Annotated in this window: 27 protein-coding genes, 1 tRNA gene and 2 riboswitches; of the genes, 18 read left to right on the forward strand and 10 right to left on the reverse strand. The window is 66.3% G+C overall.

All coding sequences use genetic code 11. The features are described 5' to 3' along the window. Nucleotides 1-2 precede the first annotated feature (2 nt). Entirely contained in the window at nucleotides 3-1,436 is a 1,434-nt protein-coding gene (locus ACP7AZ_RS12510) for a M20/M25/M40 family metallo-hydrolase (RefSeq protein ID WP_426038968.1), read from the forward strand. 7 nt (nucleotides 1,437-1,443) lie between these two features. Then, a tRNA-Leu gene (locus ACP7AZ_RS12515) sits at nucleotides 1,444-1,528 on the forward strand. Between the two features lie 3 nt (nucleotides 1,529-1,531). On the opposite strand, the gene ispH is transcribed toward ACP7AZ_RS12515, so the two are convergent. After that, nucleotides 1,532-2,503: a 4-hydroxy-3-methylbut-2-enyl diphosphate reductase gene (gene ispH / locus ACP7AZ_RS12520; RefSeq protein ID WP_426038969.1), complete on the reverse strand. Its 972-nt coding sequence runs from the start codon at nucleotides 2,501-2,503 to the stop codon at nucleotides 1,532-1,534. 133 nt (nucleotides 2,504-2,636) lie between these two features. On the opposite strand from ispH, the gene ACP7AZ_RS12525 reads away from it, so the two are divergent. The 8 genes from ACP7AZ_RS12525 to ACP7AZ_RS12560 all read left to right on the forward strand — a co-directional run bounded on the left by ACP7AZ_RS12525 (nucleotide 2,637) and on the right by ACP7AZ_RS12560 (nucleotide 12,427). Continuing rightward, on the forward strand, nucleotides 2,637-3,311 hold the full coding sequence (locus tag ACP7AZ_RS12525) for a Tat pathway signal sequence domain protein (protein WP_426038970.1): 675 nt from the start codon (nucleotides 2,637-2,639) through the stop codon (nucleotides 3,309-3,311). Then, nucleotides 3,308-5,071 (forward strand): arginine--tRNA ligase, encoded by a 1,764-nt coding sequence (argS, locus tag ACP7AZ_RS12530; protein ID WP_426038971.1) that lies wholly within the window; start codon nucleotides 3,308-3,310, stop codon nucleotides 5,069-5,071. The genes ACP7AZ_RS12525 and argS overlap by 4 nt, the downstream gene beginning before the upstream one ends. Before the next feature lie 24 nt (nucleotides 5,072-5,095). After that, complete coding sequence (locus ACP7AZ_RS12535) at nucleotides 5,096-6,109, forward strand: adenosine deaminase (RefSeq protein ID WP_426038972.1); 1,014 nt, start codon at nucleotides 5,096-5,098, stop codon at nucleotides 6,107-6,109. Between the two features lie 474 nt (nucleotides 6,110-6,583). Beyond that, nucleotides 6,584-6,682, forward strand: a riboswitch (glycine riboswitch). Between the two features lie 4 nt (nucleotides 6,683-6,686). Then, nucleotides 6,687-6,787: riboswitch (glycine riboswitch) on the forward strand. A 60-nt stretch (nucleotides 6,788-6,847) separates the two neighbouring features. After that, the gene (gene gcvT, locus ACP7AZ_RS12540) at nucleotides 6,848-7,963 is read left to right on the forward strand and encodes a glycine cleavage system aminomethyltransferase GcvT (RefSeq protein WP_426038973.1); all 1,116 of its coding nucleotides are present in this window, start codon (nucleotides 6,848-6,850) and stop codon (nucleotides 7,961-7,963) included. 43 nt (nucleotides 7,964-8,006) lie between these two features. Continuing rightward, nucleotides 8,007-8,372, forward strand: a complete 366-nt coding sequence (gene gcvH, locus ACP7AZ_RS12545) for a glycine cleavage system protein GcvH (protein WP_426038974.1) — start codon at nucleotides 8,007-8,009, stop codon at nucleotides 8,370-8,372. Between the two features lie 144 nt (nucleotides 8,373-8,516). Beyond that, complete coding sequence (gene gcvPA, locus ACP7AZ_RS12550) at nucleotides 8,517-9,863, forward strand: aminomethyl-transferring glycine dehydrogenase subunit GcvPA (protein ID WP_426038975.1); 1,347 nt, start codon at nucleotides 8,517-8,519, stop codon at nucleotides 9,861-9,863. A 2-nt stretch (nucleotides 9,864-9,865) separates the two neighbouring features. Continuing rightward, complete coding sequence (gene gcvPB / locus ACP7AZ_RS12555; RefSeq protein ID WP_426038976.1) at nucleotides 9,866-11,443, forward strand: aminomethyl-transferring glycine dehydrogenase subunit GcvPB; 1,578 nt, start codon at nucleotides 9,866-9,868, stop codon at nucleotides 11,441-11,443. 45 nt (nucleotides 11,444-11,488) lie between these two features. Then, nucleotides 11,489-12,427 (forward strand): SDR family oxidoreductase, encoded by a 939-nt coding sequence (locus ACP7AZ_RS12560; protein ID WP_426038977.1) that lies wholly within the window; start codon nucleotides 11,489-11,491, stop codon nucleotides 12,425-12,427. 1 nt (nucleotide 12,428) lies between these two features. Here ACP7AZ_RS12560 and ACP7AZ_RS12565 read toward each other — a convergent pair whose 3' ends face one another. After that, nucleotides 12,429-13,019, reverse strand: coding sequence for a DUF805 domain-containing protein (locus tag ACP7AZ_RS12565; protein WP_426038978.1), 591 nt, complete (start codon nucleotides 13,017-13,019; stop codon nucleotides 12,429-12,431). Between the two features lie 180 nt (nucleotides 13,020-13,199). On the opposite strand from ACP7AZ_RS12565, the gene ACP7AZ_RS12570 reads away from it, so the two are divergent. Then, nucleotides 13,200-13,670 carry a DUF6789 family protein gene (locus ACP7AZ_RS12570; RefSeq protein WP_426038993.1) on the forward strand — a complete coding sequence of 157 codons (471 nt, stop codon included), beginning with the start codon at nucleotides 13,200-13,202 and terminating at the stop codon, nucleotides 13,668-13,670. A 74-nt stretch (nucleotides 13,671-13,744) separates the two neighbouring features. Here the strand turns inward: ACP7AZ_RS12570 and ACP7AZ_RS12575 are convergent, their stop codons facing one another. The 7 genes from ACP7AZ_RS12575 to ACP7AZ_RS12605 form a co-directional block, all read right to left on the reverse strand. Further along, nucleotides 13,745-14,260, reverse strand: coding sequence for a F0F1 ATP synthase subunit B (locus tag ACP7AZ_RS12575; RefSeq protein WP_426038979.1), 516 nt, complete (start codon nucleotides 14,258-14,260; stop codon nucleotides 13,745-13,747). Then, nucleotides 14,260-14,847, reverse strand: a complete 588-nt coding sequence (locus ACP7AZ_RS12580; RefSeq protein WP_425991248.1) for a hypothetical protein — start codon at nucleotides 14,845-14,847, stop codon at nucleotides 14,260-14,262. The genes ACP7AZ_RS12575 and ACP7AZ_RS12580 overlap by 1 nt, the downstream gene beginning before the upstream one ends. 76 nt (nucleotides 14,848-14,923) lie before the next feature. Further along, a complete protein-coding gene (locus tag ACP7AZ_RS12585) occupies nucleotides 14,924-15,148 on the reverse strand; it encodes a F0F1 ATP synthase subunit C (protein ID WP_168045007.1) in 225 nt (74 codons plus the stop codon). Nucleotides 15,149-15,204: 56 nt separating this feature from the next. After that, complete coding sequence (locus ACP7AZ_RS12590) at nucleotides 15,205-15,981, reverse strand: F0F1 ATP synthase subunit A (RefSeq protein ID WP_303696277.1); 777 nt, start codon at nucleotides 15,979-15,981, stop codon at nucleotides 15,205-15,207. Between the two features lie 9 nt (nucleotides 15,982-15,990). Further along, a complete protein-coding gene (locus ACP7AZ_RS12595; protein WP_303696276.1) occupies nucleotides 15,991-16,350 on the reverse strand; it encodes an AtpZ/AtpI family protein in 360 nt (119 codons plus the stop codon). Between the two features lie 481 nt (nucleotides 16,351-16,831). Beyond that, entirely contained in the window at nucleotides 16,832-17,572 is a 741-nt protein-coding gene (locus ACP7AZ_RS12600; protein ID WP_426038980.1) for a polysaccharide deacetylase family protein, read from the reverse strand. A gap of 180 nt (nucleotides 17,573-17,752) precedes the next feature. Beyond that, complete coding sequence (locus ACP7AZ_RS12605; RefSeq protein ID WP_426038981.1) at nucleotides 17,753-19,012, reverse strand: DNA polymerase IV; 1,260 nt, start codon at nucleotides 19,010-19,012, stop codon at nucleotides 17,753-17,755. Nucleotides 19,013-19,135: 123 nt separating this feature from the next. Here ACP7AZ_RS12605 and ACP7AZ_RS12610 point away from each other — a divergent pair, with 123 nt between their 5' ends. Together ACP7AZ_RS12610 and ACP7AZ_RS12615 are read left to right on the forward strand one after the other, a co-directional pair. Further along, nucleotides 19,136-19,519, forward strand: coding sequence for a response regulator (locus ACP7AZ_RS12610; protein WP_303696273.1), 384 nt, complete (start codon nucleotides 19,136-19,138; stop codon nucleotides 19,517-19,519). A 7-nt stretch (nucleotides 19,520-19,526) separates the two neighbouring features. Then, nucleotides 19,527-20,891 carry a PleD family two-component system response regulator gene (locus ACP7AZ_RS12615; protein ID WP_426038982.1) on the forward strand — a complete coding sequence of 455 codons (1,365 nt, stop codon included), beginning with the start codon at nucleotides 19,527-19,529 and terminating at the stop codon, nucleotides 20,889-20,891. Nucleotides 20,892-20,982: 91 nt separating this feature from the next. On the opposite strand, the gene rpmG is transcribed toward ACP7AZ_RS12615, so the two are convergent. Beyond that, a complete protein-coding gene (gene rpmG / locus ACP7AZ_RS12620) occupies nucleotides 20,983-21,150 on the reverse strand; it encodes a 50S ribosomal protein L33 (RefSeq protein WP_003164451.1) in 168 nt (55 codons plus the stop codon). A 130-nt stretch (nucleotides 21,151-21,280) separates the two neighbouring features. Here rpmG and ACP7AZ_RS12625 point away from each other — a divergent pair, with 130 nt between their 5' ends. The 5 genes from ACP7AZ_RS12625 to ACP7AZ_RS12645 all read left to right on the forward strand — a co-directional run. After that, nucleotides 21,281-21,838: a hypothetical protein gene (locus ACP7AZ_RS12625; RefSeq protein ID WP_426038983.1), complete on the forward strand. Its 558-nt coding sequence runs from the start codon at nucleotides 21,281-21,283 to the stop codon at nucleotides 21,836-21,838. Nucleotides 21,839-22,115: 277 nt separating this feature from the next. Continuing rightward, nucleotides 22,116-22,490: a 30S ribosomal protein S12 gene (gene rpsL, locus ACP7AZ_RS12630; RefSeq protein ID WP_013269204.1), complete on the forward strand. Its 375-nt coding sequence runs from the start codon at nucleotides 22,116-22,118 to the stop codon at nucleotides 22,488-22,490. Nucleotides 22,491-22,563: 73 nt separating this feature from the next. Then, nucleotides 22,564-23,037, forward strand: a complete 474-nt coding sequence (gene rpsG / locus ACP7AZ_RS12635; protein WP_426038984.1) for a 30S ribosomal protein S7 — start codon at nucleotides 22,564-22,566, stop codon at nucleotides 23,035-23,037. Between the two features lie 149 nt (nucleotides 23,038-23,186). Beyond that, nucleotides 23,187-25,268: an elongation factor G gene (gene fusA / locus ACP7AZ_RS12640; protein ID WP_426038985.1), complete on the forward strand. Its 2,082-nt coding sequence runs from the start codon at nucleotides 23,187-23,189 to the stop codon at nucleotides 25,266-25,268. 88 nt (nucleotides 25,269-25,356) lie between these two features. Continuing rightward, the coding region (locus ACP7AZ_RS12645; RefSeq protein ID WP_426038994.1) for a GTP-binding protein at nucleotides 25,357-25,475 on the forward strand (119 nt) is incomplete at its 3' end.

A 25,475-nucleotide genomic window follows, 5' to 3' on the forward strand; every position in this document is an offset into this window, starting at 1 on the left:
GCATGTTCGTTTCCGTTCGTCGTTCGGCGCTCGCCGCCGTGTCGGTTCTCAGTCTCGGGGCCGCGATCGCGGGCCCGGCCATGGCGCAGGACGCAGCCACGATCCGCGCCGCGATCAGCGTCCGCGATGCCGCCCTGACCGACACTGTCGCCATGGATTACGTCACCCAGCTTACGACCCGGTTCGGACCGCGTCCGGCGGGTTCGGCCTCCGAAACTGCTGCGGCGGAATGGGCCGCCGATCATATGCGCGAACTGGGCTTCAAGAACGTCCATATCCAGGCCTTCCCTTTGGTCGGCTGGGAGCGGGGACAGGAGAGCGCCTCGATCGTCGGCGCCAACCCGCAGCGACTGGTCGTCGCCGCCCTGGGCCACTCGCCCGGCACCCCGGTCGGCGGCATCGAGGCCGAAGTCGTGCGCTTCGCCTCGCTGGAAGACCTGCAGTCGGTCCCGGACGGCTCGCTCGCCGGGAAGATAGCCTATGTTGACGCCGGCCAGATGGTCGCCATGCAGTCGGGCGCCGGCTACGGCCCCCTGACCCGGATCCGGGGCGCTGGCCCCGCTGTGGCGGCCCAGAAGGGCGCCCTGGCCTTCATCATGCGTTCGGCCGGGTCGGACGAGCATCGCATGCCGCACACGGGCACTACCCGCTATGTGAACGGCGTCGTTCCCTTGCCGGGCTTCGCGCTCAGCGCACCTGACGCGGACCAGTTGAGCCGGCTGGTGTCCTACGGCGATCCTGTGCGGATCCATCTGTCGTCGACCGCCCATACCTACGAGACGACGTCACACAACGTCATCGGCGACATGCCGGGTCGGTCGCGGCCTGAGGAGGTCATTGTCCTCGGTTCGCATATGGACAGCTGGGACCTGGGCACGGGCGCCATTGACGACGGCGCGGGCGGGGCCATCACCATCGCGGCGGCCAAGGCCATCGCCGAACAGGGCCGCACCGCGCGTACCGTGCGCGTGATCCTGTACGGCTCGGAAGAGGTGGCCCAGCCGACCGACACCGGCAACGGCGGCGGCGCCTATCTGCGCAGCCTGTCGGCGGAAGACATCGCCAACCACGTCTTCACCGGCGAGAGCGATTTCGGCGCGGACCGCGTCTATGCGCTGCAACTGCCCGTCGGGGCCCAGACCGGCACCTTCGCCGACGCCGCCAACCGGGTGCTCTACCCGATCGGTGTGCTGCGCTCGAACGTGCCCGAGACCGAGGGGGGTGCCGACATCGGCCCGATCGTCGAGGCGGGCGTGCCCGTGTTCGGGCTGAAGCAGGACGGCCTGCGTTATTTCGACCTGCACCACACGGCTGACGACACCCTGGACAAGATCGATCCCGAGCAACTGCGCCAGAACGTGGCCGCCTGGGCCGCTCTGGTCTGGCTGGTCGCGGATTCCGACGTTGACTTCCGGGCTATACGCCCGGCGGAGTGACCGGATTGCGGGCGTGGCGAAACTGGTAGACGCAACGGACTTAAAATCCGTCGACTTAGGTCATGCCGGTTCGACCCCGGCCGCCCGCACCAGCCTCAAACTGTCAGAGCTCTGGGCAGTTTGAAGGTCACGGTTTCCTGCTCGCCCGGATCGTCGGCGAGGGTGACATCAAACCGGGCCTGCAGCGCCTGGATCACGGCCTGGACCAGCGGTTCGGGAGCAGAGGCGCCGGCCGTCACCCCGACGGTCGTAACGCCGTCGAGCCAGCTCCAGTCGATCTGCGAGGCGTCGTCGATCAACTGAGCGTTGCCGGCTCCAGCGCGCAGGGCGACCTCAACCAGCCGCACCGAGTTGGAAGAGTTTTTCGATCCTACAACGAGCACCAGGTCCGAGCCGTTGGCCAGTTGCTTGACGGCCTCCTGGCGGTTGGTGGTGGCGTAGCAGATGTCTTCCTTGTGCGGATCCGGGAGCTCCGGGAAGCGGCGTTTGAGCACGCGCAGGATTTCCGAGGTGTCGTCCAGCGAGAGCGTCGTCTGGGTGGCGTAGGCCAGGGGCAGGCCGCCCGGACGCTGGAAGGCCTCGGCATCCTCGACCGTCTCGACAAGGCTGATGGCGCCCTGCGGCAGTTGGCCCAGCGTGCCGACGACCTCGGGGTGGCCGGCGTGGCCGATCAGGATGATGTGCCGGCCATTGGCGTGGTGGCGTTCCGCCTCGACGTGGACTTTCGAGACCAGCGGACAGGTGGCGTCCAGGAACATCAGTTCGCGCGCCCGGGCTGTGGCCGGCACCGATTTCGGCACGCCATGGGCGGAGAAGACGACCGGTCGATCGTCGGGGCATTCGTCCAGGTCCTTGACGAACACGGCGCCCAGGCTCTTCAGCCGGTCGACCACATGCTTGTTGTGGACGATCTCGTGGCGGACGTAGACGGGCGCGCCGAACTTCTCGATGGCGCGCTCGACGATCTGGATGGCCCGGTCGACGCCGGCGCAGAAGCCGCGCGGCGTGGCAATGCGCACCGTCAGGGGCCTAAGACCGGAGGCGGGAGAGGGGGAGAAGGCGTCCATGGGCCAAACCTAGTCGTTCCGGCGGCGCCTCGCCACCGTGGCGGGCTTCATTGGTTTGCGACGCCTCGCTTTAGCCGCTATCAGGCGGGAAGCCTGACCGCGTTCCGTCAGCGCCAGATTTCCGGATTTCCTAATGCGTCTTGCGACCGTCGCCCTCGCCGCCCTGGCGGTCTTCGCCTCTACCGGCGCTCATGCCCAGATGCAGGGTCAAGGCCAGGGTCAGCGTGAGCGTGATCGCAGCGCCGGCGGCCAGAGCGAGGAAGAAAGCCGCGAGAGCCGTCGTCCGCCCCGTATCGCGCCGCTGCGGTCGGTGCCCAACGCCGGGCCGTGTCCGTTCGTGAAGATCCTCTATGACGCCGCCCGGTTCGTGGAGCTGGAGGGCGGCCGCGCGGCCGCGGCCAACGTCGGCTACACCGGCGAGATCGAGGGCGTCAGCGCCGGCTGCGCCTATCAGTCGGACGAGCCGATCTCCGTTCAGATGGACATCCTGTTCAACCTCGGCCGTGGTCCGCAGGCCGGCGGCGACCAGCGCACCTATCGCTACTGGATCGCGGTCACGGAACGGAATGAGGCCGTGCTGGCCAAGGAATACTTCGATCTTCCCGTGAACTTCGAAGGCGCCGCGACGGCTTCGGTGACCGAAGAGCAGTCGATCATCATCCCGCGCGCCACCGCCGAGACCAGCGGCGGCAATTTCGAGGTCCTGATCGGCTTTGACGTCACGCCCGAGATGGCCGAGTTCAACCGCACCGGCAGCCGTTTCCGCATGACGGCCGGCCAGGCCGCGGCGACCCCTCCCGCAGAATGACCGATCTCAGAACCGACCTCGGCGAAGCGGTTGCGGCCGCCTTCGCCGCCGAAGGCGTGGAAGCGTCCGTTGCGCGCGTCACCGCTTCCGACCGGCCCGACCTGGCCGATTTCCAGTCCAACGGAGCTCTGGCCGCCGCCAAGGCGTTGAAGGCCAATCCGCGCGAGCTGGCCGGCCGTGTCGCTGAACGCCTGGCCGCTGATCCGCGCCTGTCAGGCGTCGAGGTGGCGGGACCGGGTTTCATCAATCTGAAGCTCTCCGACGAGGCGCTGGCGCATCGAGCGCAGGGCGTGGCCGATGACGCGGCGCTGGCCGGCGCGTCGAAGGTCGCCGAACCGCGCAAGGTCGTCATCGACTACGCCGGGCCGAACGTGGCCAAGCCGATGCACGTCGGGCACCTGCGCTCCTCGATCATCGGCGAAAGCCTGAAGCGACTGTTCCGGTTCCGCGGCGACACGGTCTGGGGCGACGCCCACTTCGGCGATTGGGGCTTCCAGATGGGGCTTCTGATCGTGGCCGTCGGTGACGAGGGCAAGGCCGACGGCTTCCTGGCGGAGGGCGAGGGCCCATTCCCGGATCACAGCCCGGTGACTCTGGACGACCTGGAGCGGCTCTATCCGCAAGCGGCGGCCCGGGCCAAGGAAGACACCGACTATCGCGACCGCGCTCGCAAGGCGACGGCGGAGCTGCAGGGTGGTCGTCCGGGCTATCGCGCCCTGTGGCGGCATTTCGTGGCGGTGTCGAAGACGGCGCTGGAACGCGAGTTCGGAGCCTTGGGCGTCACCTTCGACCTGTGGAACGGGGAGTCGGACGCTGATCCCCTGATCCCGGCCATGGTCGACGACATCAAGGCGCGGGGTCTGGCCGAGTTCGATCAGGGCGCCTGGATCATCCGGGTGGCCGAGGAGGGCGAGAAGCGCGAGTTGCCGCCGCTTCTGCTGGTCTCGTCGGAAGGCTCGGCCATGTATGGCACGACCGATCTGGCCACGATCCTGGATCGGCGACAGCAGTTCGACTTCGACCTGGTCCTGTACTGCGTGGACCAGCGGCAGGGCGACCACTTCGAGCAGGTATTCCGGGCTGCCTACAAGGTCGGCTACGCCACGCCGGGTCAGCTGGAGCACGCGGCCAACGGCACGATGAACGGGTCGGACGGCAAGCCCTTCAAGACCCGGGCGGGCGGCGTGCTGAAGCTGCACGACCTCATCACCCAGGCCCGGGACAAGGCGCGCGAACGACTGAAAGAGGCCGATCTGGGCGCCGACCTGTCGGAAGCGGAGTTCGAGGACACCGCGTCGAAGGTCGCCGTGGCGGCTCTCAAATTCGCCGACCTGTCGAACAGCAGGACGACCAGCTACGTCTTTGATCTCGATCGTTTCATGAGCTTCGAGGGCAAGACTGGCCCCTACCTGCTTTACCAGTCGGTGCGGATTAAATCCCTGCTGCGCAAGGCCGACGCGCAGGGCGTCCTGGCCGGGCCGATCTTCGTCCGTGAGCCGGCAGAGCGGGATCTGGTGCTGACGCTGGACGCCTTCGATCAGGCTGTCGGCGATGCCTACGACAAGCGGGCACCGCACCTGATCGCCGAGCACACCTATCGTCTGGCCCAGTCCTTCTCCAAATTCTATGCGGCCTGCCCGGTGCTGGCGGCGTCGGAGCCGGAGACGGTCGCGTCGCGACTGGCCCTGGCCGGGGCGGCGCGGAGTCAGCTGGAGACGGCGCTGCGGCTGCTGGGAATCGACACCCCCGACCGGATGTAGGTTAGACTGGCGCACCCAGAACGGATGCGACCCATGTCCCTCGACGCCTATATCGCCGGCCTGCCCAAGGCTGAACTTCACCTGCACATCGAAGGCTCGCTCGAGCCCGAACTGATGTTCGAACTGGCCCAGCGGAACGGGGTCCAGATCCCGTTCGACAGCGTCGAGGCGGTACGGGCGGCCTATGACTTCTCCAACCTTCAGGACTTCCTCGACATCTATTACGCCGGGGCGAACGTCCTGCTGACGCGCAAGGATTTTGAGGATCTGGCCTTCGCCTATTTCCGGCGGGCGGCGGCGGATAACGTGCGGTACGCGGAAATCTTCTTCGATCCCCAGACCCATACCGACCGGGGCGTCGCGTTCGGCGTGGTGGTCGAGGGGCTGATTGCCGGGATGGACCGGGCGAAGGCGGAACTGGGCGTCACCTCGGGTTTGATCCTGAGCTTCCTGCGGCACCTGTCGGAGGAGGAGGCCTTCGCGACGCTGGAGATGGCCAGGCCGTATCTGCATCATTTCATCGGGGTCGGGCTGGACTCGTCCGAGATCGGGCATCCGCCGTCGAAATTCGTCCGGGTCTTCGCTGCCGCGCGCGAACTGGGGCTGAAGCTGTGCGCCCATGCCGGAGAGGAGGGGCCGCCCGCCTACGTGCACGAGGCGCTGGACCTGCTGCACATCGACCGGATGGACCACGGCAACCGCTCGATGGAGGACGAGAGCCTGATCCAGCGGCTGGCCGCCGAACAGATGACGCTGACGGTCTGTCCCCTGTCGAACCTGAAGCTCTGTGTCGTGAAGGACCTGAAGGATCACCCTGTGCCGGAGATGCTGCGCCGGGGCCTGCATGTGACGCTGAACTCGGACGATCCGGCCTATTTCGGCGGTTACGTGAACGCCAACTATTCGAGGCTGGCGGAGGCCGTGGGGCTAAGCCGCGAGCATGTGACGCAGCTGGCGCGGAACAGTTTCGAGGGGTCGTTCCTGTCGGAAGCCGAGAAGGCGAAGCTTCTGGCCGAGGTCGACGCCTACGCGGGCTGACGTTTCGTCCGCCTGTCCGGACGAAAAACACCCTGACGAAACGGACGAAACGGACGAAATCCGTCTGCTCGCTCTCTCCGCGCACCTGGCGTGCATTGTACGTCAGCGGGATACCAGGGCTAGCGAACAGGGTCGAGCGGGGCTCTGGGTCAGGCGTGGTGGTGTTTCGGGATGCGCGTAAGGTTTTATGTTCGACATCGAAATCCCCGTTCCAAGGTGGGCATCTTGTCATCCCGGACAGCGCGAAGCGCTGATCCGGGACGGGTTCGTATATTAATTTGTGGCGCGGTCAGCCGCTTGGCTGAACCGGGCCGAGGGATAGTGGATCGGCCTGGCCCCGGATGAGCTGCGCTCTTCGGGGCAAGATTAATGGGAGCGTCCCGTCTCGGCTCTTCGCTTCGCTACGGCCGGGATTACAACGGCTGGTTCACAAGCCCACGCTTGACTTCGCGCCGGAGTCGGGGCCTTGGTCACCTCGCTCTCGCGGGAGAGATCGGGCGGCGTGAAAACCGACCCGGAGCCGAAGGCGCAACCGCCCCGGAAACGCTCAGGCAAACGGACCGCGAGGACATTCGGACGCTGGAAAGTCACCCTTCGCGGGTGCGCCGACGGAGCAAGACGCCTCGCATTCCAGCAGGGATGGCAGGCGCCGGAATCTCTCAGGCTTCACAGACAGCGGGGGCGCGAGGACGGCGGAGCTTTCCGCCTCGAGACGCGACCCTGAAAGTCTGGACCCGCATGACCGACGATACGCTGAAGACCACCGTTCTGAACGCCGCGCACCATGCCGCCGGCGCCCGCATGGTCGGGTTCGGCGGCTACGACATGCCGGTGCAGTACGAGGGCGTCCTGGCCGAGCACCGCTGGACGCGCGAGCACGCCGGCCTGTTCGACGTATCGCACATGGGCCAGTGCAAGATCACCGGCGTCGACGCCATCGCCCAGTTCCAGCGCTTCGTCCCCGGCGACTATCAGGTGCTGAAGACAGGCCGTCAGAAATACAGCCTGCTGCTGAACCAGGACGGCGGGATCATCGACGACCTGATGGCGGGCAAGCCCGATCACGACGGCCTGTTCGTCGTCGTCAACGCCGGCAACAAGGACGAGGACTTCGCCTTCTGGGCCGAGTATCTGTCGGGCGACGCGACGCTGACCGTGCTCGACGACCGCGCCCTGATCGCTATCCAGGGGCCGGAGGCGGCCGAGGTCATGGTGAAGCATGAGCCGGTACTGGCCGAGTTCGGCTTCATGGATTGCGCCCGCCTGATGCTGTTCGGGATCGACTGCTACGTCTCGCGCTCGGGCTATACCGGTGAGGACGGCTACGAGATTTCTGTCCCGGCAGCCGACGCCGAGCGGGTCTGGAACACCATTCTGGAGGACGCCCGGGTCAAGCCGATCGGCCTGGGCGCGCGCGACAGCCTGCGTCTGGAGGCCGGGCTGCCGCTGCATGGGCATGACATCGATCCGACAACCTCGCCGGTCGAGGGGGCGCTGACCTTCGCCCTGTCGAAGTCCCGCAAGGAGGCCGCCGACTTCAACGGCGCCGAACGCATCCTGAAGGAGCTGGCCGAGGGTCCGTCGCGGGTTCGCGTGGGCCTGAGCGTCAAGGAAGGCGCCCCGGCGCGCGAGGGCGCGGAGATCGCGGATCTGGACGGCAAGTTCATCGGCACGGTGACCTCGGGTGGGCCGTCGCCGACCCTGGGTCGCAACATCGCCATGGGCTATGTGCCGCCGTCGCACGCCGCCCTGGGGACCGAGCTGAACGTCATTGTGCGCGGCAAGGCCGCCGCCGCCGAGGTCATCGACATGCCGTTCGTCGCCCAACGCTATTGCCGCAAACCCAAGGCCTGATCCCCCGGTCGAGCCGGAGGATGACGAGAAAAAGGAACACGCCATGCACTTCACCAAAGATCACGAGTGGGTTCGCCTCGAGGGCGACGTCGCCACTGTCGGCATCTCGAAACACGCCGCCGACCAACTGGGCGACGTGGTGTTCGTCGAGACGCCGGAAGCCGGCAAGACCGTCGGCAAGGGCGACAGCTTTGCCGTCGTCGAGAGCGTCAAGGCGGCCTCGGACGTCTATGCGCCGGTGTCGGGTGAGGTGATCGAGGGCAATGTCGTCCTGGCCACCGCCCCCGAGACCGTCAATGCCGACCCCGAAGGCGAGGGCTGGTTCGCGAAGATCAAGGTGTCGGACGCCGGCCAGATCGACGGCCTGATGGACCGCGCCGCTTACGACGCGTTTCTGGCCTCGCTTTAATCTGCCCGCTCATCCCCGCGAAAGCGGGGACCCAGTCCTGTCGCGAGGCAGGGTGGCTGGGATGAGCGGTTCGTCCTCCCCGGCGACGGTCTTCGCCCAAAGCACTGGCTCCCCGCTTTCGCGGGGATGAGCGGAACAAAATAGATGCGCTACCTGCCCCTGACCCCCGACGACCGCACGGCGATGCTCGCCGCCATCGGCGTGAAATCGATCGACGATCTGTTCGTGGACGTGCCCGAGGCGGCGCGGCGGGACGGGTTCGTCGACCTGCCGCGCGTCATGGGCGAGCTGGAGGTCGAGCGGGCGTTGAAGACGCTGGCGGGCAAGAACACGGCGGCGGGCGACGTGCCCTTCTTCTGTGGCGCCGGGGCCTATCGTCACCACGTGCCGGCGACGGTGGATCACGTGATCCAGCGCTCGGAGTTCCTGACCAGCTACACGCCGTACCAGCCGGAGATCGCCCAGGGGACGCTGCAGTATCTCTATGAGTTCCAGACCCAGGTCGCGAACCTGACGGGCATGGATGTGGCCAACGCCTCCCTCTACGACGGCTCGACCGCCATGGCCGAGGGTGTGCTGATGGCCACGCGGGTGACGCGCCGGAACAAGGCGGTCATCTCGGGCGGGGTGCATCCGCACTACGTCAAGGCGACCGAGACGGTCGTTCACGCCGTGGGCGTCGAGACCGAGGTCCTGGCCGCCGCCGTGGACGCGGAAGCCGACGTCATCGCCCGGATCGGACCGGACACGGCCTGTGTCGTCGTCCAGACCCCGAACGTGTTCGGCACGGCGACCGACGTGACGAAGATCGCAGAGGCCGCCCACGCCGCCGGCGCCCTGCTTATCGTGGTGGTCACCGAGGCCGTGTCGATGGGCCTGTTGAAGTCGCCGGGCGAGATGGGGGCCGACATCGTGGCCGCCGAGGGCCAGTCGATCGGCAACGCACTGAACTACGGCGGACCCTATGTCGGCCTGTTCGCGACGCGCGAGAAGCTGATCCGCCAGATGCCGGGCCGCCTGTGCGGCGAGACGGTGGATGCGGACGGCGAGCGGGGCTTCGTGCTGACCCTGTCGACGCGCGAGCAGCACATCCGTCGCGACAAGGCGACGTCGAACATCTGCACCAACTCCGGTCTGTGCAGCCTGGCCTTCACCATCCACATGAGCCTGCTGGGCGAGACGGGGCTGCGCAAGCTGGCCCTGCTGAACCACGAGAAGGCCCTGGCGACGCGGGATGCGCTGGCGGCCATTCCGGGGGTCGAGATCCTGACGGGTCGGTTCTTCAACGAGTTCGCTGTGAAGCTGCCGAAGAATGCCGCCGAGGTGGTGGATCAACTGGCGGCGCATCATGTGCTGGCCGGCGTGCCTTACAGCCGACTGGCGCCCGACGCCGGCATGGACGACGTCCTGCTGGTCGCCGCGACCGAGACGACCCTGGATGCCGACATCCAGATCCTCGCCAAGTCCCTGACCAAGATCCTGGGAGCCTGATCATGAGCACGATGAACACTGTCGGCCGTCCGACCGCCCCGAGCGCGAATGATCACGACTACAAGTATCCGACCCTGACCGGCGGGCGAGGCCTGTTGCAGGCCGAGCACCTGATCTTCGAGAGCGACGGCTGGGGCAAGACCGGCGTCGACCTGCCCGAACCGAAGACGGACGGGTCTGATCTGGGCGATCTGGTCCGCCGCGATCCGATCGGCCTGCCAGGTCTGAGCGAGCCGGAGACGATGCGCCATTATGTGCGCCTGTCGCAGAAGAACCACGCCATCGACCTGGCCATCTATCCGCTGGGCTCGTGCACGATGAAGCACAATCCGCGCCTCAACGAGAAGATGGCGCGCCTGCCGGGCTTCTCCGACATCCACCCGTTGCAGCCGACCTCGACGGTGCAGGGCGCGCTGGAGTTGATGGACACCCTGGCGCACTGGCTGAAGACACTGACGGGCATGCCCGCCGTGGCCCTGTCGCCCAAGGCCGGCGCCCATGGCGAGCTGTGCGGCCTGATGGCCATCCGCGCCGCGCATGAGGCCTCGGGCCAGCACGAGCAGCGCCGCAAGGTGCTGGTGCCGACCTCGGCCCACGGGACCAATCCGGCGACCGCCGCCTTCGTCGGCTACACCGTGGTCGAAGTGGCCCAGACCGAAGACGGCCGGGTCGATGTGGCCGACCTGGCCTCGAAACTGGGTCCCGACGTCGCCGCCATCATGGTGACCAATCCGAACACCTGCGGCCTGTTCGAGCGCGACATCCTCGAGATAAGTCGCCTGACGCACGAAGCGGGCGCCTATTTCTACTGCGACGGGGCCAACTTCAACGCCATCGTCGGTCGGGTCCGCCCGGGCGATCTGGGCGTCGATGCCATGCACATCAACCTGCACAAGACCTTCTCAACGCCCCACGGCGGCGGCGGTCCCGGCTCGGGTCCGGTCGTGCTGTCGGCCGCCCTGGCCCCGTTCGCCCCGGCCCCCTGGGTCGTGCATGACGCGGATGGCTATCGCCTGGTCGAGCGCGAGGAGGACGAGGCCGCCCAGGCCTTCGGCCGGATGTGCGCCTTCCAAGGCCAGATGGGCATGTACACCCGGGCCCTCAGCTACATGATGAGCCACGGCTCTGACGGCCTGCGACAGGTCGCCGAGGATGCGGTGCTGAACGCCAACTACATCAAGGCCCGACTGTCGGACGTGATGAGCGCCGCCTTCCCCGAGGGTCCGTGCATGCACGAGGCCCTGTTCGACGACGAATGGCTGAAGGGCACGGACATCACCACGCTCGACTTCGCCAAGGCGATGATCGACGAGGGCTTCCACCCGATGACCATGTATTTCCCGCTGGTCGTCCACGGGGCCATGCTGATCGAGCCGACCGAGACGGAATCCAAGGCTGAGCTCGACCGGTTCATCAACGCCCTGCGTCTGCTGGCCCAGGCGGCGAAGGCCGGCGAGGTGGACCGCTTTAAGGGTGCCCCCTTCCATGCGCCCCTGCGTCGCCTCGACGAGACCCGCGCGGCGCGTTCGCCCAAGCTGCGCTGGACCGCGCCGGAAGGCACGAACATCGCGGCCGAGTAGCTTCGACGCCTTGTGAATGATGGAGGCCATGCCGACTTGATCGTCATGGCCTTTTTCACCACAGACGACATTCCCGACCAGACCGGAAAACTGGCGATCGTCACCGGCTCGACCGGCGGCACAGGATTCGAGACTGCTCTCGCACTCGCCCGCAAAGGCGCCGAGGTCGTCATCGCGGCGCGCAATCCAACGAAGGGCGAGGCGGCGATCCGACGCATTCGCCGCAGCGTGCCCGCCGCAGCCGTACGATTTGAAGCACTGGACCTGGCCAGCCAGGCGTCGGTGACCGCCTTTTCGGATCGCGTGCTGGGGCAGGGACGGCCGATCGATATCCTGGTCAACAACGCCGGTGTCATGGCCCTGCCGGAGCGCGAAGTGACCGTGGACGGGTTCGAGATGCAGCTGGCGACCAACTACCTGGGCCATTTCGCCCTGACCGCGCGGTTGCTGCCGCTGCTGAAGGCGGGACAGGCGCGGGTGGTCCAGCTGTCCAGCATTGCCCACCGCCGGGGCCGTATCCAGTTCGACGATCTGAACCATGCGCGCCAGTATAAGGCCTGGCCGGTCTATGCGCAGTCGAAACTGGCGATGCTGATGTTCGGGCTTGAGCTGGACCGCCGCAGCGCCGCCCATGGGTGGGGATTGACCAGTGTGGTGGCCCATCCCGGCTATGCCCGGACAGGTCTGATCGGCAACGGGCCGCTGACCGGGCGGCCGGTGTCGCGAACCGTGATGGGCCTGCTGTATCGGCCGTTCATCGAGCCGTTGATCAGTCATTCGCAGCAGGCCGGTGCCCTGCCGATCCTGATGTCGGCGACGGAGCCGACCGTGAAGGGCGGAGCCTATATGGGGGCGACCCGGATGAACGAGCTGAAGGGTCCGCCCGGGCCGGTGAAGGCCGAACTCCAGGCCCTGGATACAGCCGCAGCGGCGCGGTTGTGGGACGTTACCGGGCAGATGCTGGGCGTCCGGTTCGCCGCCTAGTTCAGGTGCTGGCCGATGTGGGCGATGGCGGCGTCGAGCAGGGAGCAGTCTGCGCGCCGGCGATGCGGGCGGCCAAGAGCGTCTCGGCCGCCTGGGCGGCGACCCAGGCGGAGGCGCTGCAACGGGCGCGGCCTTCGAAGCTGAAAAATCCAGACAGGGCGTTCATGTCAGGCTCGGGCGGCCGGACGGATGCCATGTTCCTCTTCCTGATCAGCACAGCGAACAGGGCCTGGGCGCCGACGAACGGGACCAGGGCGATCCAGGCGTAGAGACCGGGGCGTCCGAGATCGCGGAGGCGACGGGCGCTGAGGATCAGGAAAGCCGCGAAGAGAGCCATCGTCAGAGCCGCGACGGCAGCGTAGCGGGCCGTCTGATAGTCCGTCTGCTGGATCGCAGCGTCAGTCGCCGCGCCGTAGACCTCATAGTCGCCGCGCCAGAGTGAATCCAGAATCCGTCCGCTCTCGATGAAGTTCGGCAGTTCGAGCAGCAAAGGCTGGGCCAACAGCAGGATCAGCGACAGGCCAAGCACGGAGAGTAAATAGGGGAGTCGGGACAGGCGCCCCCAAAACACGCTCGAACGAAACACAGGCACCTCCCCTTGCTATATGAACTCTAGCAAGGGTTGCGGGAGGGGCGACGCTTTCCCGTTCCTTCGCAACTGCGAAGCACGGCTTTGTGAAATATGGCTGTTTAGCGTCTCGCCTCGAGAGGCGTAAAGTCCTCCCCGCGTTATCGGAACAGACAATAAGCGTTGGGAGGCGCTGTCGTTATGATGTCACGCGTACAAAAGGGAATGATCGCCGGCCTGTTCGCCACGGTCGCGGTCTCAATACTCGAAGCCGTGAATGTGTTTGCTGGACCTTGGGTGGAGCCGTTTCCACTCTTTGTCGCCAGTCTGATCGGGATGCCCGGGAACCTGGCCGTGGGGTGGATCGCTCACTTTATCGCCGGCACGGTGATCTTGGGGGGCCTGTTCGGGATCCTGTGTCCGCGGATGCCGGGTCAGACGCCTGAGACCAAGGGGATCATCTTTGCCGTCGGCGCCTGGGCGGTGCTGATGGTGGCGGTGTTCCTGTTCGGCGATTCGCGGATTCTCCGCGGCTCGGGCGGATTCGGAATGGTGGCCTGGATGCTGGTCAGCCATGCCGTGTTCGGCATCGTGCTGGGCAATGTCTACGCTCGCCTGGTGGCGCGGGAGAAGCGCGCCGCCAAGCTGATGGACGGCGTCGCACCGGCGCACTGAGCGGTCTGGAAAAGGGAAGGGCGGCGCACCGGACCGGTGCGCCGCCCATTCGCATGACTTCAGGCGATAGCCCCTTAGTTCAGGCGCGTGCCGATCTGGGCGATGGCGGCGTCGAGCAGGGGGTCGGTCTTCGCGCCGGCGATACGGGCGGTGAGGATGGTCTCGGCGGCCTGGGCGGCGACCTCGGCGGCGGCGGCCTTGACCTCTGCCGTGGCCTGGATCTCGGCGGAGGCGATGCGGCGCTCGGCAAGGGCCTGGCGACGGGCCAGGGTCTCTTCGAGGCGGACCTTGGCCTCGGCTTCCATGATGCGGGCGTCGGCCTCGGCGGCGGCCAGCATGTCGCGAGCCTGGGCCTCGGCGGCAGTCTTCTCGGCGCGGATGGTGGCGAGAAGAGCCTCGGCCTCGGCGCGCAGGCGCTGGGCCTCATCCAGTTCGGACTGGATCTTGGCGCCCTTGGCGTCCAGCTGGCCGGCGACCAGTTTCGGCACGCCGACGTAGATGCAGATGCCGATGAAGATCAGCAGGCCGACAAGGACCCACATCTCGGCGCTCTGGAGACCCCAGAAGCCCTCTTCCATGAACATGTTCATCAGACGGCTCCCTTGACGGCGGCGGTGGCCTCGGCGGCCGAGGGGGCCTTGCCGGTCAGGCGCTCGACGATGGCCGAGGCTGTGTCGGCGGCGATGGTGGCGACATTGGCCATGGCGGCGTCGCGGGTCTTGCCGATGGCGATCTCGGCCTCGGCGATGCGGGCGTTGACGACGGCTTCTTCCTCGGCGGCGCGACGGTTGGCCTCGTCGGTGACCCGGGCCTTGGCGGCGACGGAGGCGGCGCGCGAGTCGGCGCGGGCTTTCTCGACCTCGGCCTTGGCGGCCTCGGCCTGGCCGGCGGCCTCCGCCTGAACCTGGCGGGCGGTGGCGACGGCGGTGGAGATGGTGGTCTCACGCTCGTCGAACACGCGGCGCATGCGCGGGGTGAAGACCTTGGCGATCAGCCAGTAGAGGATGGCGAACAGGAAGATCAGATAGACGATCTGTCCGAACCAGTGCTGGAACTCGAACTGGGGCAGGCCCCCGCCTTCGCCGTGTGCGGCTTCGGTCGAGGCATGCGTCGTCGCGACATCGACAGGGGCCGTGTCGGACGCGGGAAGTACGAGTTCGGGAGTTTGTGCAGCCATGGTCCGTCTGTTCTGAAATCAGGCGAAAAGGCGCGGCAGCCGGATCACCGGCGCCGCGCCTGATCGGGTTCGGCGATCAGGCCGAGTAGAGCAGAATGCCCAGAACGAAGGACAGGATGCCCAGGGCTTCGGCCAGGGCGGCGCCCACGAACAGGTTGCCGATTTGCGAGCCGGCGGCCGACGGGTTGCGCAGGGCGCCCGTCAGGAACGAGCCGAAGATGTTGCCGACGCCGATGCCGGCGCCGATCATGCCGGTCATTGCGAGGCCGGCGCCGATGAGCTTGGCGGCTTCTGCTTCCATAATCTTTAGTCCTAGTCTGAGGTTGGTTGGTTAGGGACGAAAACTGGGTGGAGGCTTTAGTGCCCGTGGCCCAGGTTGACCACATCGTTGAGGTAGATGCAGGTCAGAACGGCGAAGACGAAGGCCTGGAGGAAGGCCACCAGGAACTCCAGCGCGGTCAGTCCGACGGTCATGCCCATCGACAGCAGGGCGATCGGGATGCCGAGGCCGAGGCCGACGGACCCGCCGACGCCCACCACGACGAAGCCGGCGAAGACCTTCAGGGCCACGTGGCCGCCCATCATGTTGCCGAACAGACGAAGGGTCAGGGTGACCGGGCGCAGCAGGAAGGAGACGAACTCAATGACGATAACGAAGGGCAGGACCGGCCACGGCACGCCCGACGGGACGAACAGCTTGAAGAAGCCGAGGCCGTGCTTGGCGAAACCGATGGCCAGCACCAGCAGGATGGTCAGCACGCCGAAGGTGGCGGTGACGGCGATCTGCGAGGTGGCCGTGAAGGTCAGGAACAGGCCGATGAAGTTCATGGCCAGGATGAAGGTGAAGACCGTGAAGACGAACGGGAACAGCTTGCGCCCATCATGGCCGATGATGGAATCGACGATGCCGTCGATCATGCCGAACATGGTCTCACCGGCGGACTGCCAGCGGCCCGGGACGACCTTGGCGCCGGCGGTCACGACCTGAAGGAACAGGACGACCACGCCGAAGGCGACGGTCATGGCCAGGTGCGAGTTGGTGAAGGCGAGCTGCTGCTCGCCGATGACAGGCAGGGTCACCGTGCCGAAGTCGACAAGGGGAACGATCTGGAACTGGTGAAGCGGATCAGCCATGGGCGCCTTTTAGTCTTCTTCGTCATCGTCGAAGGGAACCGACTTCGGCTCCACTCCGCTTGCTTTCGCCTGGGCCATCAGGCGTTGCGCCGTCGACCAGGCCATCCAAACCGAAACGGCGAAGCCCAGAAGGACGCCGCCGATCAAACCCCAGGGATTGGTATGGAAATACCAGTCCACGATGGCGCCGAGCGCCAGACCCACGAACACGCCGCCGAACAGGTCGGCGATGATCCGCCACGCCTGACCGGCCGCCGCCTGACCCGCCGCCTCGTGAGAAACCTCGCGGGCAGTGCGCGCCTCCAGAGACGAAGCGCTGTCGGTGAGGCGTTTGATCGCCTCTTCGCGCGATTCCGGGGGCAGGGACATGGGCTTTGTTTGTTTCGAACCCCGCCCGGCCACGCATGGATTTGCGGGCCCCGACAGGGGGCTGAATTCGGCGCGGAACCTATAGGCGAGGGGCGGGAAGGTCAAGGCGCGGGATGGTCGCGCTAAGGTGTTGAATTGTCGCGGGTCTGACAGTGCAGGCTGGTTCGTGTTGGTGTGACGAATGGGCGGGGTGAGGCCAGGCGTGCGAACGGCAATACACCGTCCGAAGCGTACGGAGCGTTCGAAGCGTTCGGGTCGTGCGACTCCAAAAGGGGAGTCGACCGAGTCGACAGAGTCTACATCCGGGAGGGTGTTGGAGCGGCGATGTCAAAGACCAGCCGCAGTGTCGCACGGTTTCGAGGGGCGCTTGCGATAAAGGCTCCCGGTAGAGCCGAGCGTTGATTTTAAAAGCGGATTTGGGCGATCCGTTGATGGGTATGGCCCCCACCCTCCCTCTCCCCTGCGGGAGAGGGGACTGAAATCAGGCCGCCATCTTTTGCCACGCCTCGCCCACCGGCATGATCTCCAGCCCCGCCGCTTTCGCCAGCCGGATCACGCGATCGAGGTCGTCCGGGGTGCAGCCGTAAGGCGTCGGGCCGTCCATGACGTCGTGGCCGTAGGCGATGAGCCAGCCCTTGCGGGCGGCGGTCGCGGCCATGAGGGCATCGAGGTCGTAGCCGGGCAGGCGGCGGCTTTCGAGGCCGATGGCCTGGAGGTTGGCGCGGTCGGCGCTGCCGGCGTTGACGCCGTCGCGGACACCGCGGGCGAGGGCGAAGCGGTCCGCGACCATGGCCTTGGCGCCGACCGAGACGTCTCCGTAGGGCCAGGCGAAGGTCGTCATGACATGGCCCGCCAGCCTTTCGGCCACCCAGGCGGCGTTCCTGTCCAGATCGGCGGCATAGGCCTCGGGCGAGACCGCGAGGGCGCTGGTGTGGCCGAAGGAGTGGCAGCCGACCTCGTGGCCGGCGCCGAACAGGGCCTGGAGGTGGTCGGTGGTGAACTGGGGCAGGCCCAGGTTCTGTCCGCCCGACAGGCCGCCGGCGACATAGTAGGTGGCGGTGACGCCATGCTCCTTGAGGATGGGGCCGGCCTCGGTCCAGGCGGTCACCGGGATGTCGTCGAATGACAGGCTGAAGACACCGCGCTGCGGGCGGACCGGCGCGGGGCGGACGCCGAGGTAGCGGCCACCGCGGCGGCGCATCTTGTCGAGAAAGGCGGACATTTCTTCATCCTAGATCGCGCGAGTTAATCCCTCCCTTCCGCTCCACATCTTCGTGCATCCCCGGGAAGGCGGGGACCCAGGTTTTAGCAAAGCCACGGTGCGCGGGATCCCTGTCTGCGCTCGCTTCGTAGGCCGTTCGCCCAAAGCACTGGGTCCCCGCTTTCGCGGGGATGAGCGGAATCATTTTGTTTTCGGCTTCAACGCCCTCCCGGCCACCACGGCGGAGGCGCCGAATCTCTGGCGTAGGGCGTCGATGGTGGTCTCGGTCGTGAGGGTGCGGCGCTCGGATGAGGCGAACAGGCCTTCGGGCCTGTCCTCCGCGTCCTGGATGTCGGCCAGGCCGATGCCGATCAGGCGATAGGGTCGGCCGAGCTCGGGGGCGAGCAGCTCTCGGCCGATGGCGAACAGGGCGCGGGCGGTCTGGACCGGGTCGGGCAGGGTCTTGCGCCGGGTGACGATCCTGAAGTCGGTGCGGCGCAGCTTCAGCACCACGACGCGGCTGGAGACGCCGTCGCGGCGGGCCTTGGAGGCGACCTTCTCGCACAGGGGCCAGAGTTCGGCCTCCAGCGCCTCGAGCGCGGTCAGGTCGGTGTTGAAGGTATTCTCCGCGCTCATGCCGCGCCGGTCGTGCTCGGGGTTCACGGAGCGGGCGTCGCGAGCGTGAGCGAGGTCGTGGAGCCGAAGGCCCGTTTCGCCGTAGCGTTTGACCAGATCGCGGACGTCGGCGGCGGCGAGGTCGCCGACGGTGGCGAAACCGTCCGAGACCAGGGTCTTGCCGAAGACGGGACCGACGCCGGGCAGGATGCGGACGGATTTCGGGGCCAGGAGCGCCTGGGCATTGGCCGTGCCGATGACGGAGAATCCGCGCGGCTTATCCAGTTCGGAGGCGATCTTGGCGAGGAAGCGGTTGGGGGCCAGGCCGATGGAGACGCCGAGGCCGGTCTCGTCCTCGATCCGTTTCTGGAGGCGGATCAGCTGGAGCGCGGGCGGGCCGCCGTTGAGGCGTTCGGTGCCGGACAGGTCGATCCAGGCCTCGTCGAGGGACAGGGTCTGGACCAGGGGCGTCAGCTCGCCGACGAAGCGGAAGATGCGCTCCGATTCGGGGACGTATTTCGAGAAATCCGGCTTGAGGACCACGGCGTCGGGACAGGCCTTGAGCGCCTTGAACATCGGCATGGCCGAATGGACGCCGGACTGGCGGGCGATGTAGCAGCAGGTCGAGACCACGCCGCGCACCCCGCCGCCGACGATGACGGGCCTGTCGCGCAGTTCGGGGCGGTCGCGCTTTTCCACCGAGGCGTAGAAGGCGTCGCAGTCGAGGTGGGCAATCGACAGCCGGTCCAGCTCGGGGTCGCAGACCACGCGCGGCGAGCCGCAGGACGGGCAGCGGACGACCGAATCCTCCCCGGCCCACAGGCAGTCGCGACAGATGGCTTTCATGGTGAAGCTTGAATTCCCGACTTCACCCCAACTTAAGACTGGGCAGCCACAATCCCAATCGAAGAAGCGGCATGCCTGTCAGCGCGACGTCCGCGCCAGTCGAGGCGGCCAGACCGGGTGAAGATGTCCAAGAAAGTCCTCATCGTCGAGGATAACGAGCTGAACATGAAGCTGTTTCATGATCTGCTCGACTCGCAGGGCTATGAGATCCTGCAGACCCGCGAGGGGATGCAGGCGATGGCCATGGCGCGCCAGCATATGCCCGACCTGATCCTGATGGACATCCAGCTGCCCGAGATCTCGGGGCTGGAGGTGACCAAATGGCTCAAGGACGACGAGGAACTGGCCCACATCCCGATCATCGCCGTGACCGCCTTCGCCATGAAGGGCGACGAGGAACGGATTCGGCAGGGCGGCTGCGAGGCCTATATCTCCAAGCCGATCTCGGTGATGCATTTCCTGGAAACCGTGAAGAAGCACCTTAGCCAGCCGGTAGCAGTGGGATAGCCGTTCAATGACCGCGCGTATTCTTGTGGTCGACGATGTCGAGGCCAACGTCCGTCTCCTCGAGGCCAAGCTGACGCTGGAATACTATGACGTCCTGACGTGTCAGGACGGGGCAAAGGCGCTGACCCTCGCGGCGGCGGAACAGCCGGACATCATCCTGCTGGACGTCATGATGCCCGGCATGGACGGGTTCGAGACCTGCCGGCGTCTTAAGGCCGATCCGCTCACCAACCATATTCCCGTCGTGCTGGTGACGGCGTTGGACGGACGCGAGGACCGCATCAAGGGGCTGGAGGCGGGGGCCGACGACTTCGTCACCAAGCCGCTGGACGACGTGGTGCTGTTCGCCCGCGTGCGGTCGCTGACCCGGCTGAAACTGGTCATGGACGAGCTGCGCGAGCGCGAGGAGAGCGGACGGCGGCTGGGAGTCACGACGGACGGAGCCGGGCGACTGCGCGGCTCGGGCGGCCGGGTCCTGATCGTCGACGACAATGCACGCCAGGCGCAGCGGATCGCCGAGGAGCTGACGCGCGAGCACCGGCCGACGGTCGAGAGCGATGCGGCCGGGGGGCTGCTGGCGTCCAGGGGTGCGATCGACCTGATGATCATCAATGTGGCGGCCGCCGAGTTCGACGGCCTGCGCCTGATCGCCCAGGTTCGGTCGGTCGAGCCGACGCGGCACCTGCCCATCCTGGCCGTGGTCGATCCGTCGGACCGGCCGCGGCTGGTCAAGGCGCTGGAGCTGGGCGTCAACGACATCCTGATGAAGCCCGTGGACCCCGAGGAGCTGGCGGCGCGGGCGCGGACGCAGATCCGCAGGAAGCGCTACACCGACTTCCTCAAGGAGAAGCTGGATTACAGCCTGGAAATGGCCGTCACCGACGCCCTGACGGGGCTGCACAACCGCCGCTATATGGCGGGCCAGCTTCAAGCCTTTGTCACTCGGGCGGCCCAGGGCGGCGAGCCGGTCTCGGTGCTGGTCGTGGACATCGATCACTTCAAGAAGGTCAACGACGGCTTCGGCCACGACGCGGGCGACGAGGTGCTGCGCGAGTTCGCCGTGCGGCTGGCCACCAACGTTCGCGCCGTTGACCTGCCCTGCCGACAGGGGGGGGAGGAGTTCGTCGTCATCATGCCGGGCACCAGGCTCGAGGACGCCCAGCGCATTGCCGAACGCATCCGCCGCGACGTCGGTTCGACCCCGTTCCGGGTCATGGGCGGTCAGGAGCACCTGACGGTGACCATATCGATCGGGGTGGCGGCGACCCTGGGGGCGGGCGATACGCCTGAGGCCCTGCTGAAACGCGCCGACGAAGGCGTCTACGAGGCCAAGGCCACGGGACGCGACCGGGTCATCGCCCGGGCGGCTTAATAGAGGTCCTTCTCCCCCGAGGGGAGAAGGACAAACGAAAACGCCCGGTCGTTTCCGACCGGGCGCTTCAGAAGCAGCGTGGGATCAAGGCCTACTTGATCTTGCCTTCCTTGAACTCGACGTGCTTGCGCACGACCGGGTCATATTTCTTGACGACCATCTTCTCGGTCATCGTGCGGGCATTCTTCTTGGTGACGTAGAAGAAGCCGGTGTCGGCCGTGGAGTTCAGCCGGATCTTGATTGAGGCGGGCTTTGCCATCGGAAATTACCTTTGCGACGGCGGTGAGAGCCGTGAAAATAAGAGGCACCGAACATACTCAGGGACGCCACGAAGTCAACGGGCGACTTGGCACCTTGAGCACGATGTCAAAGCGCGCGACCCTCTCCGCATGAAAACCGCCCTGATCGCCGCCGTCGCAGTCCTCCTGTCCGCCTGCGCCACCACGTCCGCGCCGTCCGGGCCGCAGGACGTCTTCATGAGCCGGCTGAACGCCCTGTGCGGCCAACGCTTCGAGGGGCGGGTGGTCACGACCGACGCGGCGGACGCAAGCTTCGCCAGCCAGCGCCTGCTGATGCATGTCCGCGACTGTTCGCCGGAAGAGGTGCGAATCCCGTTCAGCGTCGGCGAGGACCGGTCGCGGGTGTGGATTGTCACGCGGACGACAGGGGGCGTCCGCCTGAAGCATGATCACCGCCACGAGGACGGCACGGTGGATGTGCTGCACATGTACGGCGGCGACACGGCGAGCCTCGGGACGGCCGAGCGCCAGGAGTTTCCCGTCGACGCCTTCTCCATCGCCCTGTTCAACGCCAATGCCGCCGCAGTCTCCACGACCAACGTTTGGGCGATGGAGGTCCACCCGGACCGGATGTTCGCCTATGAGCTGCGTCGGGCCAACCGGCACTTTCGGGTGGAGTTCGATCTGACCAGGCCCGTGGCGGAGTAGGGCGGACCATCGGTCTTGACCTGAAGGCCCCTCACGCGTAAACGCGCCGGACTTTCGAGGCGGGCCATTTCGGTGACCCATCCTGATCGTCACAATTGAACGGACGGGCTGTGCCCGCCGGAACGCCCGAAGCGCGCGTTCCGGTTTTTTCGTTTGGTCGTGCCGCATCCGGTCTCGAACGACCCCGGGCGGTCCTGAAGGGCCGTTCAAAAGAAGGAAACCGAGGCGCCCCGGCCGACAGGCACACGCCTCCATCAGAAGTCGAGACTGTCTACCGATGCCTACGATCAACCAGCTGATCCGCAAGCCCCGCAAGCCCAAGCCCGTGCGCAACAAGGTGCCGGCCCTGGAGGGTTCGCCCCAGCGTCGCGGCGTTTGCACCCGCGTCTATACCACGACCCCCAAGAAGCCGAACTCGGCTCTGCGTAAGGTCGCCAAGGTCCGTCTGGCCAAGAGCGGCTACGAAGCCGTGTGCTACATCCCCGGCGAGGGCCACAATCTTCAGGAGCACTCGGTGGTCCTGATCCGCGGCGGCCGCGTGAAGGACCTTCCCGGCGTGCGCTACCACATCCTGCGCGGCGTGCTCGACACGCAAGGCGTCAAGGACCGCAAGCAGCGTCGTTCGCACTACGGCACCAAGCGTCCGAAGTAAGCGACCCGCACTTTACCTGATTCAGCCGGTCTCATCCGGCTTCTTCCAGACACCGATTTAGAAGGCCCAGCCCATGTCACGTCGTCACCGCGCCCAGAAACGCGAAGTCCTGCCGGATCCCAAATACAAGGATCTGACCGTCACCAAGTTCATGAACTACGTCATGTACGAGGGCAAAAAGGCCGTCGCCGAGAACATCGTCTACGGCGCCTTCGAAATCCTGGCCGACAAGAAGAAGGACTTCGAGCCGGTCCAGACCTTCCACACCGCCCTGGAAAACGTCCAGCCGTCGGTCGAAGTCCGCTCGCGTCGCGTCGGCGGCGCCACCTATCAGGTTCCGGTCGAGGTTCGCCCCGAGCGTCGCCGCGCCCTGGCTATCCGCTGGCTGGTCAACGCCGCGCGCAAGCGTGGTGAGAACACCATGACCGAAAAGCTGGCCGCCGAGCTGCTGGATGCGTCGAACAACCGCGGCACTGCGGTCAAGAAGCGCGAAGACACCCACAAGATGGCTGAAGCCAACCGCGCCTTCAGCCACTACCGCTGGTAGGCGCCTTCAAAGCGTCAAACAGCGACACTATCTAGGCCTATCCGGCGCGGGCGGTTTGAGCTAAATCGCCCGCGCTCGCTTATCCGCTACATCGACGATCTCCCGAGGACGCGGACCGCGTCCTGAACATACTTTCAAGGCACGCTTTCATGGCCCGCACACACGCGCTCGAGGACTACCGCAACTTCGGAATCATGGCCCACATCGATGCGGGCAAGACGACGACGACCGAGCGGATCCTGTACTACACCGGCAAGAACCATAAGATTGGCGAAGTCCACGACGGCGCCGCGACCATGGACTGGATGGACCAGGAGCAGGAGCGGGGGATCACGATCACCTCGGCTGCGACCACGGCCTTCTGGCAGGGCAAGCGCCTGAACATCATCGACACCCCCGGCCACGTGGACTTCACCATTGAAGTCGAGCGTTCGCTGCGCGTGCTGGACGGCGCGGTCGCGGTGCTGGACGGCAACGCCGGCGTCGAGCCGCAGACCGAAACCGTCTGGCGTCAGGCCGACAAGTACAAGGTTCCGCGGATCGTCTTCGTCAACAAGATGGACAAGATCGGCGCCGACTTCGACGCCTCGGTCCAGTCGATCCGCGACCGCCTGGGCGCCAAGGCCGTGCCGATCCAGTTCCCGATCGGTTCGGAGAATACCCTGACGGGTCTGGTCGACATCGTGTCGATGAACTCGGTGGTCTGGGACAACGACGCCCTGGGCGCCAACTTCACCATCGGCCCGATCCCGGACGACCTGATGGCCAAGGCCGTCGAGGCGCGTCAGTACCTGATCGACAACGCCGTCGAACTCGACGACGACGCCATGCAGGCCTACCTCGATGGCAACGAGCCCTCGCTGGAAGTGCTGAAGAAGTGCATCCGCAAGGCCGTGCTGACCGGCGCCTTCTATCCGATCCTGTGCGGCTCGGCATTCAAGAACAAGGGCGTGCAGACGCTGCTCGACGCCGTCGTCGACTACCTGCCTTCGCCCACGGACATCCCGCCGACCCCGGGCATCGACTTCAAGACCGAAGAACCCGTCGTGCGTCGCGCCTCGGACGACGAGCCCCTGTCGATCCTCGCGTTCAAGATCATGGACGATCCGTTCGTCGGCTCGCTGACCTTCTGCCGCCTGTATTCGGGCAAGATGGAAACCGGCCAGAACCTGCTGAACTCCAGCCGCGACAAGAAAGAGCGCGTCGGCCGGATGCTGCAGATGCACTCGAACAACCGTGAAGACGTCAAGGAAGCCTACGCCGGCGACATCGTCGCCCTGGCTGGCCTCAAGGACACCCGCACCGGCGACACCCTGTGCGATCCGCTGAAGTCGCCCGTCATCCTTGAGAAGATGGAATTCCCGGCGCCGGTCATCGAGATCTCGGTGGAGCCCAAGACCAAGGCCGACCAGGAGAAGCTGGGCGTCGCCCTGGCCAAGCTGGCTTCGGAAGACCCGTCCTTCACCGTCTCGACCGACCATGAGTCGGGCCAGACCATCCTGAAGGGCATGGGCGAGCTTCACCTGGACATCAAGATCGACATCCTGAAGCGCACCTACAAGGTCGAGGCCACCATCGGCGCGCCGCAGGTCGCCTATCGTGAATCGCTCGGCCGCAAGGTCGACATCGACTACACCCACAAGAAGCAGACCGGCGGTACGGGCCAGTTCGCCCGCGTCATGATCACGTTCGAACCCGGCGAGCCCGGCTCGGGCTTCGTGTTCGAGAACACGATCGTCGGCGGTGCCATCCCCAAGGAATTCATCCCGGGCGTCGAGAAGGGCCTGAACTCCATCAAGGATTCGGGTCTGCTGGCCGGCTTCCCGCTGATCGACTTCAAGGCGAGCCTGACGGACGGCAAATACCACGACGTCGACTCCAGCGTGCTGGCGTTCGAAATCGCGGCCCGCGCCGCCTTCCGCGAACTGAAGGAAAAGGGCGCTCCGAAGCTGCTCGAGCCGATCATGGCGGTCGAGGTCGTGACCCCCGAGGACTACCTCGGTTCGGTCATCGGCGACCTCAACGCCCGTCGCGGCATGATCCAGGGTCAGGACATGCGCGGCAACGCCACTGTCGTGAACGCCTTCGTGCCCCTTGCCAACATGTTCGGCTATGTGAACACGCTGCGCGGCATGTCCCAGGGCCGCGCCCAGTTCACCATGCAGTACGACCACTACGAGCCGGTGCCGCAACACGTCGCCGACGAAGTAATCAAGAAGTACAGCGCCTAAACCCAACAATCCCGACGGGCTTCGGTCCGTCGGATACCCCCTGAAAACCTAGGAATAAGCCCCCTGTTCAGGGGACGGAGAGAAGAGAATGGCCAAGGAAAAGTTCGAACGTAACAAGCCGCATTGCAACATCGGCACGATCGGTCACGTGGACCACGGCAAGACGACGCTGACGGCTGCGATCACGATGGTTCTGGCCAAGGCCAG

It is taken from the genome of Brevundimonas sp. DC300-4 (assembly GCF_049897365.1).
Taxonomy (GTDB): Bacteria; Pseudomonadota; Alphaproteobacteria; order Caulobacterales; family Caulobacteraceae; genus Brevundimonas.